The following is a 15,780-nucleotide window of genomic DNA, read 5'->3' on the forward strand; positions in this document are numbered from 1 at the left end:
AATAACTCTCATTATCATCCGCTTATATGCGTCAACGGCAGGAGGAGGAGTTTCCTTGGCAAGAAAACCGCTTTCCGTATTGCTGGCAACCGCCTTGCTGGCAGGGTGCACCCCGGAGGCGCCGTCAGGCAGCAGTCAGTCCGCACCGCAGCCCGCGGGCCAGGCGGCCGGCACCAATGCACAGGGTCTGCGCGTGGAAAAGACCGATTACCGCTTTGACACGGCGGCCAACATGTTTGCCTATTCCGAGTTTGAACTGTCAGGCGAACCGCTCGCGGAGTCGCTGGGGCTTGACCTGGACCTGCTGGATGCGGGCAAGCCGGACAGCCCCACCCCGTTTGACTACACAGCCGGAATCGAGTCCTACGAGTATTCCGAAGAGGCGATGTACGAAGTGGTGGAAAAGTCCGGCTTGGGCCTGCATCTCGTCAACGGTCCCGTCAACGTCAAGCGGGCCGGAGCCAACGACCCGCGCAAGGCGCTTGCGGAGCGCTATTTCGCGCTGGCCAAAGCGGTCGGCTACGCGCCGGAGGAGCTGTTTCAAAACATGTTCCCCACGTTTGTCGAATACACGTCCGGCGATCCGCACTACGTGACCAAGGTGGACACCAGCAAGTTCGCCGACGGGGAAGACGGACGCTACATTCCCAAATACCAGGTGGACTTCGCCACGCTGCGCTGGGACCGCGGCCGGATGGAGCGGGTGCTGACCCCGTCCGCGCTTGGCGGGACCTATCTGAAGCAGGCGCTTTGGCTGGGTGACTTTTTGGGCGGATTCCACACGGTGGACAAGGACGAAGAGCTGGAGGCCGCCTCGCCCGACCAGGACAAGGACCCCAATATCCGCCTCGGCGTCAGCACGGCGGACGGTTTGCAGGGGGTGCTGCTCGCGGAGGGCGTCTGGAACAAGCTCGCCTTCATGCGCGACCGGCTGTTCCTGGATGCTGCCAGCGGCAAGCTGGGGGCCACGCCGGGAACGAAATACGATCCGGCCAAGGGGCTTGTCTACCTTCCCCACGCCGTCCAGGTGGCGGAAGACGGCAGCAAGGAATTCCCCGGCGTCAAAGAACTGAAGGTCACCGACAAACGAAGCCTGCTGCAGGACCAATGGCTGATGATGTGGGCCGCTTCCGAATTTTTCGGCACGTCCGATCAGCGGCCCGCCAACCAAAATCAAAACCCGGCGTTTCGCGCCGTGTTTGACGGCGACCCGTTCCCGAAAGCGCCGGCGGCCAACCTGGACAATCAAATCGCAAACGACGTGAAGGCGGACGATCCGTATTCGCTCAACCGGGACATTTTGTACACCCTGTTTGCCAACCTGGAGGCGATGCACTGGAACGCCAAGGAGCAGACGCTGGTGGACGAACACTCCGGGGAGGCGAACGGGCAGGGCGATCACGCCGACACCTTCCAAATCGGATACGCCCTGGAGGCGCTGCGCCTGTTCCAGCGGGCGGTCGACGGCATGCCGCTGGGATACGCGAGCGGTGAAGCGGCGCAAGGCTTGGGTACGCCGGAGGGGAAAAAGGCGCTGGGCATGATCAAGGCGCAGGCCGACTTTATCCTCACCAAGCTCTTGGACGAACAGGACGGCCTGGTGGCAAACGGCTACCGCATCGGCTCGGGCCGGGATGGCGACGCCAAGACGCTGAAGGCCCAACTGGGGGCCATCCGCGGTTTGACGGCGGCGTTTCTGGCGACCAAGGAGGAGAAGTACCGGGATGCCGCCCGCAAGCTGTTCGACCAGACGGTGAAAACGTTCTGGGACGACGAGGCGTCCGCTTTTCGCGACGCAGTCGGCAAGGAGAACGACTACGCCTACGATCCGTACCTGGCAGGCGCCGTCTCCGCCGGGCTGCGCCTCGGCATGCTCAACCTGGTCAACACGGACGCGGACAAGGAAAAATACCCCTCACTCGAACTGGGCAAGCTGACCGACATGTACACCCGCTTTTTCAAGACAGTGGTCAACGGCCCGACGCTGGAGGACGGGATGCAGACGAGCGAATTCTGGGATACGGGCGACTACTACAAGGAAACGTCCGACTCGCCGGACAATACGGACAAGGACACCGTGCCGCAGATTCAGGCGGCCGTGGGCAAACACGGCCCGTACGGCATCGCCCCCGTGCTTCTGCCGGTAACGGTGAAGAAGCCGTAGGAGGGGTCGGCCGTGGAAAACAAACGGAATAAGCGGTTCACATGGATAGGGTGGGGGCTGATTGCGGCCTTTGCCCTTTCCGCTTGCAGCCCGACTGACGAAGCGGTCGGGGGACCTGACAGCGAACCGAGAAAAGCCCCTGCGGAAAGCCGGCCGATCGCCATCACCCGCGACGGCACAGCGGTGGTGACGGCCAACATCGACGTGCCGACGATCACGCTGGTGGACGTGAAAAAACGGGCCGTGACCGCGGAGATCCCGGTCGGGCGGGAGCCGCGCAGCGTCGCCCTCTCGCCTGACGACCGGCGCGCCTACGTGGCGGCGATGCACGACGATCGGGTGGACGTGGTCGATCTGGAAAAACGACAGGTGATCGCCTCCGTCCCGGTGGCCCATCAGCCGTTTGCCGTCGTCACCAGTCCCGACGGCAAGCGGGTCTACGTCAGCTCCTACCGCGGAGGGGTCATCAGCGTGATCGACACGGCCACCAACCGGGTGGTCCGCGAGCTTCCGGTAGAGCGGGAACCGCGCGGCCTGGCGCTGAACGCGGACGGTTCGGAGCTGTACGTCAGCCACTACCTCAACGGCCATGTGAGCGTGATCGACACCGCCGCCTGGAAGGTGAAAGGCACGGTGGCGCTGGCCGAGACGCCGGAACCGCCCAATCACGACCAAAAGGTGAGCCAGGGGGTGCCCGGCATGGTGGAAAACATGACGTTTTCCCCGGACGGAAAAGAGCTGTGGCTGCCCCATATCCTGACCAACACAGACACGCCGATCCAGTTTGAGTCCACGATCTTTCCGACGGTGTCGGTGATCGACACGACGGCGCGGAAGGAGCGGGTGGAGGAGCGGAAGCACCTGTTCAAGCAGATGAACATCGTCAACGTGAAAAACGAGACGGAGATCGTCTCCAACCCCGCCGACGTGGCCTTTCTGCCGGACGGCAGCAAAGCGTTTGTGGTCATGGGCGGAAGCGAGGACCTGATGACCTTCGACCTCCGGCGCGGCGGACGGGCGACGCAGCTATTGCGCCGCGTGCCGGGGGCCAACCCGCGCGGCATGGTGATCTCCCCGGACGGCAGCGAGCTGTACATCCACAACGCGATGAGCCACGACCTCGTCTTCGTCGAAACCGGTGGCTCCGATTCGTACAAAAAAGCGGCCGTCTCGGGAAAACCGCTCCCCCTGATCGCCAAGGATCCGCTGCCCCCCGACGTTCGCGCCGGCAAAGTGATGTTCTTTTCCGCCAACAGCGACCGATTCGCCGCGCCGATCACCGGCAAGAACTGGATGAGCTGCGCCTCCTGTCACTTTGACGGCGAGATCAACGGGCTTACCTTCCTGACCCCCAAAGGGCCGCGCAATCTGCCGAGCAACGTGCTCGCCACCAAGACGGGCCTGATGACCTGGGATGGCAGCCGTGACGATTTTGCCGACTACCTGCTGACGGTGCAGAACGAAATGGGCGGGATGACCCAGTTCGATCCGACGAAACCGCTGCCGCCCGAGGTGCAAAAGATGTTTGACCAGATGTTTGCCTACCTGGACTACGCCGATTCGCTGCCGGTGCCGAAAAGTCCGTACCGGAAGCCGGACGGATCGCTGACGCCGCTGGCTCAACAGGGAGAGGCGCTGTTCAAGGGAAAGGCGGGCTGCATTACCTGTCACGCCCTGCCAAACTATACCGACAGCGCGCAGGCGGTGGACGCCGCCGGCAGGCTGAGCGTGCAAAACCGCCGTTTTCTGCACGACGTCGGCACGGCCACGCCGGCTGATAAAGGGGCGGTAGAGGGCGACGGCCGGGCCCATTTCCAAAATCCGCGCAAGCCGGGCGAGTTTGATACCCCGACGCTGCGAGGCGTCTGGGCGACCGCGCCGTACCTGCACGACGGCAGCGCCACCACCATCGAAGAGGTGCTGACCACGCGCAATCCGCAGCACAAGCACGGCAGCGCCCATTTGCTGACCGAACAGGAACGGAAAGCGCTGGTGGAGTACGTCTTGTCGCTGGAGTAAACGGCTGTTGATAAGTCCTTCCTCCAGTTTGAGATGCGCCTGTGGATATTGTGGATATTGTGAAAAAAGTTTGCGGGGCGACCACAACTATTTGCCGGCTTGGGCGTATAAGTTAATGGCAAGAAAAAAAGGGAAATCAAGCGCTGACGCGCAAAACATACTGGAGGATTGCGACATGAAGAAAGCATGGTTGTCTGCCCTGTTGTTGCTGACGGTCGCCGGCCTAGGGAGCACGGCCTTGGGCGAAGGCGCGATGCGAGTCTATCTGGGCGGCGAGCGAATCGTCGACAGCTTGCCCGCTTCCACGACCGCTTCGATGCAGAAACTGGTCAAGCGGATGGGAGGCTTTGCCGAGTACGATCAACGCTCCGGAAAACTGGAGATCGTCAAGCCGAACGTCAATATTCTGGTGCTGGAGGGCATCCAGCAGTCCCGCAACAAGAACATCATTTTCAGCAACCCGATCAAAGGGTACAGCGACAAGGACGTGCCGCGGACGTTTAACGTGTTTGTCGAGGTGGATGACGCGCCGGTGACAAGAGACCTGAGACTGCGCCTGGTGCTGGTCGGCCCGGACGGCAAAGAGGTGGACCGCGGCAAGGAGTGGAAGTACTCGACGCTGAACGCCAACAGCTTCTACTTCTCCGAACCGTTCGTCTCCACCAAGCTGGAAATGTACGGGACGTACAAGGTGCAGCTGCAGATGAAGCCGGAGAAGTCCAACGAGTTCGTCACCGTCGGCGAAAACAGCTTTACCGTCGGACGATAGCCGGATGAGAAAATTGGCTTGGTCGCGTTTCCACATGGCTTGTTGTCATGGTATAATGAGTAGCAAATGACGTTCTGCGTCACCCTGATGCAAGTACATGAGAGAAAGGAACGATGGGAGCGAATGGAGACAAATCCCGCGCGGTCATCCACAGACATAGAAGGCCCGAGTATACGGATTGCCTGGAAAGACGAGCAATCGATCCTGGCCCAATGGCACATGACAAAGGAGTTTGAACGGGAGGTGGAGCGGAAATTTGCCATCCCGTTTGCCGAACTGCCATTTGTCCTCCGCCTCTTTGATGTGACAGACCGCAACGAGATCCGCAACGACGGCACCGACCTCTACACTGACTTTGACATTAACCACCGCTCATCGGAGTGGATCCTCTACGGCGTCACACAGGGATTGCACTACTGTGTGGATCTGGGGATACGAATGGTTGATGGCAGATTTTATTCGCTGTCCCGATCTCAACCGATTTGATCAACGTACGCGCAAAAACGGCTCTCCCGAGTGGAGAGCCTTTTTTTGTCTTCCGGGCGGGCAGGCGGAGGGACGAACAGGGACAAAAAGCTTCTTTTCCTCAGAGAAAAGAAGCACAGCCTGGAAAAAAGAAAACAGCCGGCGCGTACCGGCTGCCGTTTTCCAGACGCTCACGGTTTGCGCGGCTGGAAGTACTGGATGCGCTTGTTGAACAGGTGCAGCTCCGCCTTGTACTCGCGGGCCAAATACCGGCAGTATTCGTTTGCCTTGTTCACGTCGCCGTGAGTGGCCGACTCCGGCAGGGAGACCTGAATGTAAAACCGCTCCTGGCCGTTCTCCTCCCGGGAGCCCACACCCACGATGATGGCCTTGTAGAGGGTGGGATCCTTGCCCTTCAGCAGAATCCAGGAACCCGCCCCTTCCGGCCGCTCCTCGATCACGTACGGAAAGGCGGCGTCCGCGTAGGACCACCCCAGTTGTTCCCCCGTTTTTCTCGTCATGTCAATGTATCGCTCGAGCTTTGCTTTGACGTCGTCGATGTCCGCTTTCGTGGCTGTGGAGCCTTCCACGAAATAGATGTAGGCCGATTTCAGGTTCACGATTGCCGTCACTCCTAGTCCCGGGAATCTCCTGCGACTAGTGTAGCATTCCCTGCCACTCTTTGGCAATGCGACAAGTCAAAAGGAAAATAATTGCACGTCTTTTCTGAAAAGTGTAAAATATATATCACATTCATAAAGAAAGAGAAACAATGATAAAGGATCGTGGAGGAATGGACCCGATGCAGGAGGTTTCGATTCGAAACGTTTACGAAGCGTTAAACACCATGCGCGCCATTGACGTCGTCAACAAGGAAGACTGGGAACGGGCGGCCAAAGAGGCGGAGCTGGATTCGTCCGTGCAATTGAACATTCTCTGGATCATTTACTGCTACGAAGGCGTCCGCGTGACGCAGATTGCCGAATGGACCTTTTGGCATCCGTCTTCCATCGTCATTCATATCAAAAAGCTGGTGGAAAAAGGGATGGTCTCGATCGAAAAGTCGGAGCTGGACGGGCGCGTGGTGCACGTCTACCCGACGCAGAAGGGACGGGAAGTGATCGAAGCGAGCAGGCGGAGCGTACCGGCGATTTTTCGGCTCACCTATGCGCTGGAAAAGCTGGAGGAGCGGTACAGTACGGCCGTCGTGGAACTTTTCTTTGAATGCTTGTCGTTTGTCGCCCAATCGCTGCACGGAGCGGAAAAAGTTCGCTGGATTCAGGAAGGGGAGGACCGCGTGCCCAACCTTCGCCACCTGATCAGCTAGGATCGCTGCAGGATTGGTGAGCAGCAAAGGCGGCAGATCGCCCATGCGCGCTTTTGTGCGGCCACAAGGCGGCAGATCGCCCATGCGCGCTTTTGTGCGGCCACAAGGCGGCCAAAAGGGCAGGGGTGGAAATCTGCCGCTGTTTTTGTTATACTGGTAAACAATCCGAAAATTTACTCAATTTTGCTTTCGGACACCAATTGCCATGAGGAGGGATTGCTGATGGAACGGTTCGACCACTTGTACGACGTTGCGGAGACTGCCCAGGTACGGTTCTTCGGTTTTGCCACGGAACGTGCCCGACACGACTTCGGGATCGTCTTCACCAACAAGTTTGACGGTAAGCCGCTGGTCATCTGTATGCAGACGGGGCAATCCACTCTTCTCAGTTCGGAGGATGCGGTCAATCCGGAGTACCTGAAAAAGATTTTCCGGATTGACTGCGCGAATGAAGCGGAAACGCTTTCCCAGTTTTTCCAGGAGTGTTTGCCATCGATGCCGTTGGATGATAACCAGTACTGACACCGGGCAGAAGGATTCCTTCTGCCCGTTTTTGTAATGGGGAGGGAGGAGCATGGACTGCTATTTCCATGCATGGACGGTCGCCGATCCGGCCGCGACGGTCGTGCTGGTGCACGGGACCGGCGAGCATCACGGCCGCTACAGGCATGTGGCCGCCTTTTTGAATGCGCACGGCGTGGATGTGTTCAGCGGAGATCTGCCCGGGTGGGGACGCTCGCCGGGAAAAAAGGGGCACATCGATTCGTTCGGGCAGTATCTGGACGCCGTGGAAACCTGGACGGAGCGGGCGCTGCAGGCAGCAGGAGACGAGCGGCCGGTCTTCCTCCTGGGGCACAGCCTGGGCGGCCTGGTGGCGGTGCGGTTCGTCCAGCGGTATGAGAAGCGGCGCCGGCTGGCCGGGTTGATGCTCAGTTCTCCCTGCCTGCAGTTGAAGGTGGACGTGCCGGCGTGGAAAGCCAGGCTGGCGCAATGGCTGGATCGCGCCATGCCGAGGCTGGTGATGGCAAACGGGATCACGGCGGACATGGTCTCCCGCGATCCGCAGGTACAGGCGGAATACGTGAGCGATCCGTACAACTACCCGAAAGTGAGTGTCCGCTGGTTCCAGGAGCTGCACCGGGCCATGCGGGCCGCCTGGGAAGAGCGGGAGCGGCTTGACCTTTCCGTCCTGGTGCTGCAGGCGGGGGATGACCAACTGGTCGATCCGGACGGAGTGGAACGGTTTGCGGCCGGCTTGCCGGCGGAGGTCACCTTTGTCCGTTTTCCCGGACTGCGTCACGAAGTGCTGAACGAACCCGAGCGGGAGGACGTGCTGCGGCAGATGGTGGAGTGGCTGAAGGGACACGGTGGGCGCTCGTTAATGTGACATACTAATTGGGTGATTTTGTGTGCGTTTTTCGTATTGACTCCCATTAGTATGTCATATTAATATAAGTATACCATCACATTTTGATGTCACTTTTGGCTGATCTGCGCTTTGGCAGTACGAACGCGGAGGGATTGCGAACATGGGTACGATTGTTTGTCAGAGCTGTGGGACGATCATCGAGCATTTTGAAAGCAACCAAGTGAAAACGCTTTACGGGGTCTGCAGCTGCGACTGCCGCCCCAGTGAAAAACAGGAACAGGAGTAACCTGCAAATAGTCCGTCAGGCGCTTGTCAAAAGCGCCTGATTTTTTTTGACATCCTTTGCCATATGACGGATAATTGATGAAGAATGAGAATCGTCACAAAAGGAGGAATCGTTACATGAAGAGAACCCCCATCCGAGGTTTGTTGGCTGCAGCGCTGCTGGCCACGACCCTGTGGAGCGGGACTCCGGCATTTGCGTACTACGTCGGTGAAGAAGTCCGCATCGACTCCAGCAATCCGGTCATTTCCAAAGCCGGTTTTGACATTTCCAAGGATTACGCCGTCTGGATCGCAGAGGGGGAAAAAGTCATCACCCTGTATGATCTCGATGAGCATAAAGAAAGCCAAATCGGGGACAAGCAATCCGCCAAAACCAACCTGCGAGTGGACGGTAAATACGTGGCCTGGATCGATTCCCGTCACGGCGGTTCGGACGTCTACCTGTACGACATCGGAACGAAAAAGGAAAGGCGCCTTACGGACGGCACGACAGAAGCCGTGGAACTGGAACTATCCGGAAACTACGTGGCCTGGAGCGGTAAGCATGGCGGCAAATCCGACATCTACCTCTACAATATCAATACCGGGGAAGAAGTCCGTATCTCCACCAGCGGCGAGGCCGGCAAACCGACGGTAAGCACCTCTTATGTCGCGTGGGAAGACCGCCGGAACGGCAACGTCGACATTTACTATTACGACATCAAGAGCGGGCGGGAACGCGCGGCGGTAACCGCGCTCGGCCATCAGACGAATCCTTCGATCTATGATGACCAGATCGTTTACCAGGACGAGAGGTACGACGACCTTTACGTCTACGTGATCGGTCGCGACAGAAACAAGCGCCTGACGGAAGACTCCAACAAGCAGGCATACCCGCATCTGTACGAAGATACATACGTGTTTGTGGAAGACGGTGCGCTGCTGATCGGCGACATTGACTACGACGATGCGGAGGAGTTGGACGAAGAGGTCTACGACAAGCTGCCTCCGCGCATTTACGGCGATTACGTGATCTTTGCGAAACAAGACGGCGACAAGAACGTGCATCTCTATCTGTACGACTTGGACGATGAAGAATTGGTGCCAATCGGCGGCTTGTCCGGAGATCCGAGCCAGCCGGACGGCGATGACCGCTATGTGGTCTACATCAACGAAAACAAGAAAACGACCAATGTGATCCTGCACGATCTGCATACGCAGACCAGTTCCGTCATCAGCAAATCCGGTTCGGAGCCGCGCCGTCCTCTGGTCAGCAACCGTTATGTCGTCTGGTATGACGGAGAGGACGAAGCGTTGATCGCGTACGACATCCGCCGCGGTACCCAGAAGAGGGTGACGAGCACCAAGGCCGTTCCTTCCGACACGCTGTACGAACTGGACGGCAGCAAGCTGGCGTGGATCGACGATGATCGGGATCTGTACGTGACCGATTTGTCCACGGAAAAAACCGAGGATATCGCGAGGGTACGCGATCCCAAGGCGGTTGACATCTACGACAACTTCGTCATGTGGGTGACGGAACGCTCCGGAAAAGACACCATTTACCTGTACGACCTGGACGAAGAGGACGAGACGGAAGTGCGCGCCGATGCTGACATAACAGGGGCCAGCCTTGGCGACAACGTTGTGGTGTGGAGCGAGTATTCATCCAAAACCAAAACGTACGATTTGTACTATTACGACATTGACCGGGACCGGACCGATGTGCTCCTGCGCTGGACGGACGGGGATCAGATCGAACCGCAAGCGTCCCGCGACCTGGTCCTGTTCAAGGAAAATCGCGGTTCGCGTAACAAAGAGCAGTTCACCTACGAATTGTACGACATCGAAGACGAATCGTTCAGCAAGTACTACTGGTCCGATGATGCGGAAATGGATGAAGTTCGCCTGAGCGGCAACCGCGTGGTGTGGATCGATACCCGCGACGGCAATCCGGCCGTGTACACGATCGCGGTCACCGACCCGCGGGACGACGATGACGACGACAACGGCGGTGAACAGCCGGGCGATTACCGGGAGTACAATTTCGCCAAGGTGCTGGAGGACGACTCGCTCCTCGATATTATTGGCGACAACGACTTTGAAGACGTGTATTTTGTCTTCTTTGCCGGCACGAAGAACGAAGTGTCGCTCAATTTCGTGGATGCTTTGAATGACTCGGATCGGTTTTTAGACCTGTTGTATCAATCCGATCTGGATGACATCGTCATCCGCGTGTACAACTAATCCCCCAAACGAAACAGGCAGGCTGCGAGGGCGTGGTTCCCTCCCGGCCTGCCTTTTTGCGCGGCGCCGGTACGGAATCGGTGCGTGCCGGCGGGAAACGGACAGCGGGCAGCAAAAAAGCCGCTGCCCTCGCGATGAGGCAGCGGCTGTCGCCGTCGTCAGCCGGAGATGGCGGCCTGCTGTTTGACCACCTTGACGGTCCGGAGCGTCTCGTCTTCCGGTCCCTGTACCGGGAGGCCGGCGCGAATGTTTTCCTGAATGTAGGCGATGTTGTCGGCCGTAATCACTTCACCGGGGAGAAAAATCGGAATGCCCGGCGGGTAGACCATGATGAATTCGGTGATGACGCGTCCCTCCGCTTCCGCCAGCGGGATCGCCTCCGTCTCCGCGTAAAACGCGTCGCGCGGCGTCATGGACAGCACGGGGATCTTCGGCAGGACAATCGCCGGCTTTTCCTCCGCCTGCACGTGGGCAAATTCCACCGCCAGCTCGCGCAGCGCGTTGACGAGCGTCTGAATCGACTCTTCCGTGTCACCGGGGGTGACGAGGCAGAGCACGTTGTACAGGTCGCTCAATTCCACTTCGATGTTGTACTTGTCCCGCAGCCAGTTTTCCACTTCCCAGCCGGTGATGCCGAGATCCCGCACGTGGATCAGGAGCTTCGTCGGGTCCATCGCAAACGTCGCCGGTTTGCCGAGAATTTCCCGGCCGACGCAGTAGATGCGGGGAATCTCGTTGATCATCTTCCGCGCCTTGTCGGCGAGCCGAATCGCCTCGTCCATCATCGCCCGTCCGTTCAGGGCCAGATGCTGCCGGGCCATGTCCAGCGACGCCAGCAAAATGTACGACGTGGAGGTGGTGGTCAGCATGCTCATCACCGTCTTCACCCGGTCGACGTCCACCAGTCCTTCCCGCACGTTCAGAATCGAGGTCTGGGTGAGCGACCCGCCCAGCTTGTGCACGCTGGTGGCCGCCATGTCCGCCCCCGCCTGCATCGCGGAAATGGGCAGGTCTTCATGAAAATGGATGTGCACGCCGTGCGCCTCGTCCACCAGCACGGGAATTCCGTATTTGTGGGCAGTGCGCACGATTTCCCGCAGATCGCCGGCGATGCCGAAATAGGTGGGATTGATCACCAGCAGAGCGGCCGCGTCCGGATGGGTCTGCAGCGCTTTTTGCACGGCCTTGACCGTAATGCCGTGGGAAATCCCCAGGCGTTCGTCCATGGCGGGGTGAATGAACACCGGGACGGCTCCCGCAAAAACAATCGCCGCCATGACCGATTTATGCACGTTGCGCGGCACGATGATCTTGTCACCGGGTTTGCAGGTGGCCATGATCATCGCCATGATCGCACCGCTTGTCCCTTGAACGGAAAAAAATGTATGATCAGCGCCGAACGCTTCGGCGGCCAATTCCTGAGCCTCTTTGATCATCGCCTTGGGATGATGGAGATCGTCCAGTGGAGCGATGTTGATGAGGTCAATCGAGAGCGCATTCTCCCCGATAAACTCGCGGAATGCCGGGTGCATGCCCATGCCCTTCTTGTGACCCGGAATGTGAAACTGGATGGGATTCTTTCGGGCGTGCTCCACCAACCCGCTGAACAGAGGAGTTTTCATTTGACTCATACGATCGCCTCGCTTTTCCAGAAAGATGAAAGTGCGCAAAAGATGAATTCAACAAAACAAACAAAGTTGAGTATAGCAAAAAGAAACGGGAAAGCAAGCGGATTTTTATTCATGAATGCGGTTACAGGCAGGAGATTCGTCCCTGCACCGAGAAGTTGTGTGGGGAGCGAGGTGATGACGATGAAAACGAGAGTGACTGAACTGCTCCGCATCCGCTATCCCGTCGTCCAGGGGGGATTGGCGTACCTGGCCTACGCCGAGCTGGCCGCGGCCGTCTCCAATGCCGGCGGCCTGGGGCAGATCACGGCGATGTCCCTGCCGTCACCGGAGGCCCTGCGCGAACAGATTCGCAAGGTAAGAGCGTTGACAGACAAGCCGTTCGGCGTCAATTTTGCCATCGGCCAGCACGGCCGTCCGTACGAACACATGCTGGACGTCGCGCTGGAGGAGGGCGTCCAGGTCATATCGGTTACAGGCGGCAACCCGGAACCGCTGATTCGGCGAACCGACGGCCATGACGTGAAAAAGCTGGTGCTCGTCGCGTCCGTGCGGCAGGCGCAAAAGGCGGAAGCGATCGGCGCCGATGCGGTCATGGCTGTGGGCCAGGAGGGTGGCGGCCACTTGGGGCGGGACGACATCGGGACGTTTGTGCTCATTCCCCGCGTCGTGGACTCGGTGAACATTCCCGTCCTGGCCAGCGGCGGCATCGGCGACGGCCGCGGTCTTCTCGCGGCGCTGGCCTTGGGGGCGGACGGCGTGGAGATGGGCACCCGGTTCATCGCCACGCAGGAATGCGTGCACGCCCATCCGGCCTACAAGGAAGCGCTGCTGAAAGGCACGGAGCACGATACGGCCGTCATCAAGCGCACGCTTGGCACGCCCGCCCGCGTCGTGCGGACCCCTGGCGCCGACCGGATCCTGCAGTTGGAGCAGGAAGGCGCTGACTACGAACGCTTGAAGCCCTACATCAGCGGCGAGCGCAACCGTACCTTCATCTACGAGGGGGACGCGGAGGAAGGCTTTGGCTGGGCCGGGCAGGTGATCGGCTTGATCCACGATGTGCCGACTGTGCAGGAACTCTTCCAGCGGATGTTCCGGGAAGTGGAGGTAAGACTGGCCGCGCTGCGCGCCAGCGCCGAGCGGGAATAGCCGGTACCGCTAGTGTTCCCGGCTCTCGTCCGGTATGCGAGAAACGAAAAAAAAGAACAGGCACTCGCTTTTTGCGATAGAAAGCGGACCTGTTCTTTTGCATATATCTTCACTACCCTTATCGGGAGGCGGCCAGCGAACCGGGCCTGCACAGGTTGTACAGCCTGGTCAGCACGGCGAACGTTTCGTCCAAACGCTGCAGCAGCTTGCCGCCGTCGGCCAGCACCGGATCGTGCCGGTCGATGGTGATGCCGCAGAGAATTTCCGCTTTTTTCACGGTCGCAAGCCTGTCCACCAGCTTGAGGACGCCCTCGCGTCCCAGTTCGGCCTGCGGGGTGCTGTCCGGCTGGGTGTGGTCGGGGGACCAGCGGAAATCGTCGGGGACGATCTGAAGGATCTCGTGCAGATGCCGCTTCATCGACTGGCTGATCTCTTCTTTCACGGGCGATTCGTAGATGACGGCGTACCAGACAAACAGGTGCGTGCCCCACAGCCCCACCTGAAAATGCGGGTGCTTTTTATACCCGCGCTTGTCGTGAGCCCAGGCCACCCACGTATCGTTTGGCGGATTGACGGTCCGGCGGGCGTGTTTGGCCACATGGTAAAACATTTCGCTGCCGCACGCCAGGGAGAGCGTCGGGGCGAAATGCCGGCCGAGCGCTTCCAGTTTCGGGCGGATGACGGTTTTAATCGCCTCCATCCGGTTATCCAGGCCGTCAATGGCAAATACGTCAAAGTCTTCCTGGTGAAATCCTGCAAACGTCGTCACGCAACAGACACCTCGATTCGGACGGTCTCGCGCGCTGCCCGCGAGAAACGGGCAGGCGTCCCCGTCAAGGGAGCTTGTAATCCCCCATATGATAACATAACACACCGGAAAAAAATACACGCCGGGAAATGAATAGCAAACCCAGCCGCAGAATAATATGATATACCACTCGCTCCCGTATGCAGCAGCGTTGTCTGAGTATTCTGTGAATGGGGGTGGATGAACCACGACAGGGAACTGGAGTTTGGGGAGCTGGCAGGTTGGTTTGGCCGGACCACCGGCACGCGATGCGGCACGCTCTCGGAAGCGGGAGCAGCGTCTCGTGAAGGGAGTCCTTCGGGCAGTTTCTTTTCCGCGTGAACACCCCCGACGGCATGTCCGAATGAACGTACCGGCACCTCGCCGGTGAAGCGCATTCGGCGGGAAGAGGCCGTCAGAACAGTGGAAACAAAAGGAGCTGAGAAAACAATGATCTACGAAAAGGCTTGCAATGTAACCATGGATCAGGTGATTGCCGCCCTGAAACGACGCGACGCCGAAGAACGCATACCCGTTCTGCGCCTGGAACTGGACTACGAACTGGCCACGCTGTACGATGCGCTGCAGGAGAAAGACAAGGTGCAGATTCGCAGATCAACCGAACGCTTGAAGCAGCTCCGCCGGGAGATGCTGCTGCTGGAAGCGTAACAAACGACTGGAGGAACGCACAGGAAGATGAGTCTCGTTCATGTTCATAGGGAATGAAAAAAGCGACATCTCGTCATGGAGGGTGTCGCTTTTTTTGGTCCCGGAATGAAAGACGGGCTTCATTTATAGAAGCGTTTCGTCACATCCGCTCGCCCTGTCCTGCTACAATGAAAGGGAAAAGCGTCTGCGGGAGGGACGAGCGCATGTGGAAGCGCATATACAACACGTTGGAGCGGACATTCCCGTCGTTTGCAGTGGATGAGTGGTGGGGGGTGACCGATCCGTTTGCCCGCATGGCGGGGAGCGTGCTGGTGCAGAATACGACCTGGACCAATGCGGAAAAAGCGCTTGACAGGCTGAGAGAGGCAGGGTTGCTGGAGCCGGCGGCATTGGCTGGCGAGACGGCCGAACGCCTGGCGGAGGTGATTCGTCCGGCCGGGTTTCAGCGGGCGAAAAGCGCCGCACTTCTGGGACTGGTCGGGTGGGTGCTGGAGCAGGGCGGAGTGGACAGGCTTCGCCGTTCGGCAGACGGCACGGACGAGCTGCGCCGGCAGCTTCTGCTCTTGAAAGGGATCGGGCAGGAGACGGCGGATACGATCCTGGCCTACGCGCTGAATCGGCCGGCAATATCCGGGGACGCCTATTCCCGTCGATTGTGGCAGCGGCTGACCGGGGAAGCGCTCTCCTATGAACAGGTGCGGCAGGCCATTCTGGCGGAGCTGACGGAGGCGGAAGACCTGCGCCGGCTGCACGGCCTGATCGTGGAGCACAGCAAGGCGTTTTGCCTGAAGCGTTTTCCCCGCTGTTCGGCCTGTCCGTTTGCTGACGATTGCCGATATTTTCATGATTCCATTTGAATTGCCTGACCGGACGGAGGTACAATAGTAGAGGATTTTGGCAATTTACGCACCACCAGAAAG

General features: G+C 59.0%; 15 protein-coding genes and 1 pseudogene. 13 read left to right on the forward strand and 3 right to left on the reverse strand.

What is annotated here, in order from left to right; genetic code table 11:
- Positions 1–55 precede the first annotated feature (55 nt).
- The 4 genes from A6764_RS07875 to A6764_RS07890 all read left to right on the forward strand — a co-directional run bounded on the left by A6764_RS07875 (position 56) and on the right by A6764_RS07890 (position 5,438).
- Positions 56–2,164: a hypothetical protein gene (locus A6764_RS07875; RefSeq protein WP_065066871.1), complete on the forward strand. Its 2,109-nt coding sequence runs from the start codon at positions 56–58 to the stop codon at positions 2,162–2,164.
- 12 nt (positions 2,165–2,176) lie between these two features.
- Complete coding sequence (locus tag A6764_RS07880; protein ID WP_141669641.1) at positions 2,177–4,183, forward strand: beta-propeller fold lactonase family protein; 2,007 nt, start codon at positions 2,177–2,179, stop codon at positions 4,181–4,183.
- A 175-nt stretch (positions 4,184–4,358) separates the two neighbouring features.
- Positions 4,359–4,952, forward strand: coding sequence for a hypothetical protein (locus A6764_RS07885; protein WP_065066870.1), 594 nt, complete (start codon positions 4,359–4,361; stop codon positions 4,950–4,952).
- Between the two features lie 123 nt (positions 4,953–5,075).
- Positions 5,076–5,438, forward strand: a complete 363-nt coding sequence (locus A6764_RS07890; protein WP_029099892.1) for a DUF4912 domain-containing protein — start codon at positions 5,076–5,078, stop codon at positions 5,436–5,438.
- Positions 5,439–5,608: 170 nt separating this feature from the next.
- Here A6764_RS07890 and A6764_RS07895 read toward each other — a convergent pair whose 3' ends face one another.
- Positions 5,609–6,037 carry a DUF1885 family protein gene (locus A6764_RS07895; protein WP_029099893.1) on the reverse strand — a complete coding sequence of 143 codons (429 nt, stop codon included), beginning with the start codon at positions 6,035–6,037 and terminating at the stop codon, positions 5,609–5,611.
- Positions 6,038–6,219: 182 nt separating this feature from the next.
- On the opposite strand from A6764_RS07895, the gene A6764_RS07900 reads away from it, so the two are divergent.
- From A6764_RS07900 to A6764_RS07920, 5 genes are all read left to right on the forward strand, one after another.
- Complete coding sequence (locus A6764_RS07900; RefSeq protein ID WP_029099894.1) at positions 6,220–6,744, forward strand: MarR family winged helix-turn-helix transcriptional regulator; 525 nt, start codon at positions 6,220–6,222, stop codon at positions 6,742–6,744.
- Between the two features lie 222 nt (positions 6,745–6,966).
- Entirely contained in the window at positions 6,967–7,266 is a 300-nt protein-coding gene (locus A6764_RS07905; protein WP_029099895.1) for a DUF3055 domain-containing protein, read from the forward strand.
- 52 nt (positions 7,267–7,318) lie between these two features.
- Positions 7,319–8,131 (forward strand): alpha/beta hydrolase, encoded by an 813-nt coding sequence (locus A6764_RS07910; RefSeq protein WP_035295293.1) that lies wholly within the window; start codon positions 7,319–7,321, stop codon positions 8,129–8,131.
- Positions 8,132–8,273: 142 nt separating this feature from the next.
- Positions 8,274–8,399, forward strand: a complete 126-nt coding sequence (locus tag A6764_RS07915) for a GapA-binding peptide SR1P (RefSeq protein WP_081656563.1) — start codon at positions 8,274–8,276, stop codon at positions 8,397–8,399.
- 116 nt (positions 8,400–8,515) lie between these two features.
- Positions 8,516–10,624: a hypothetical protein gene (locus tag A6764_RS07920; RefSeq protein ID WP_065066869.1), complete on the forward strand. Its 2,109-nt coding sequence runs from the start codon at positions 8,516–8,518 to the stop codon at positions 10,622–10,624.
- A 158-nt stretch (positions 10,625–10,782) separates the two neighbouring features.
- Here the strand turns inward: A6764_RS07920 and A6764_RS07925 are convergent, their stop codons facing one another.
- Entirely contained in the window at positions 10,783–12,255 is a 1,473-nt protein-coding gene (locus A6764_RS07925; protein ID WP_029099898.1) for an aminotransferase class I/II-fold pyridoxal phosphate-dependent enzyme, read from the reverse strand.
- Positions 12,256–12,366: 111 nt separating this feature from the next.
- Here A6764_RS07925 and A6764_RS07930 point away from each other — a divergent pair, with 111 nt between their 5' ends.
- Complete coding sequence (locus tag A6764_RS07930; RefSeq protein ID WP_143863652.1) at positions 12,367–13,404, forward strand: NAD(P)H-dependent flavin oxidoreductase; 1,038 nt, start codon at positions 12,367–12,369, stop codon at positions 13,402–13,404.
- 118 nt (positions 13,405–13,522) lie between these two features.
- Here the strand turns inward: A6764_RS07930 and A6764_RS07935 are convergent, their stop codons facing one another.
- Positions 13,523–14,173 (reverse strand): YktB family protein, encoded by a 651-nt coding sequence (locus A6764_RS07935; RefSeq protein WP_065066868.1) that lies wholly within the window; start codon positions 14,171–14,173, stop codon positions 13,523–13,525.
- A 219-nt stretch (positions 14,174–14,392) separates the two neighbouring features.
- On the opposite strand from A6764_RS07935, the gene A6764_RS07940 reads away from it, so the two are divergent.
- From A6764_RS07940 to A6764_RS07950, 3 genes and pseudogenes are all read left to right on the forward strand, one after another.
- Entirely contained in the window at positions 14,393–14,533 is a 141-nt protein-coding gene (locus tag A6764_RS07940; RefSeq protein WP_218059923.1) for a hypothetical protein, read from the forward strand.
- 45 nt (positions 14,534–14,578) lie between these two features.
- Positions 14,579–14,860, forward strand: a pseudogene (locus A6764_RS07945) (hypothetical protein); the annotation flags it as partial.
- Between the two features lie 203 nt (positions 14,861–15,063).
- The gene (locus tag A6764_RS07950; protein ID WP_065066867.1) at positions 15,064–15,717 is read left to right on the forward strand and encodes an endonuclease III domain-containing protein; all 654 of its coding nucleotides are present in this window, start codon (positions 15,064–15,066) and stop codon (positions 15,715–15,717) included.
- Positions 15,718–15,780: the final 63 nt, after the last annotated feature.

It is taken from the genome of Brevibacillus sp. WF146 (assembly GCF_001673705.2).
GTDB classification, from domain to species: Bacteria; Bacillota; Bacilli; order Brevibacillales; family Brevibacillaceae; genus Brevibacillus; species Brevibacillus thermoruber.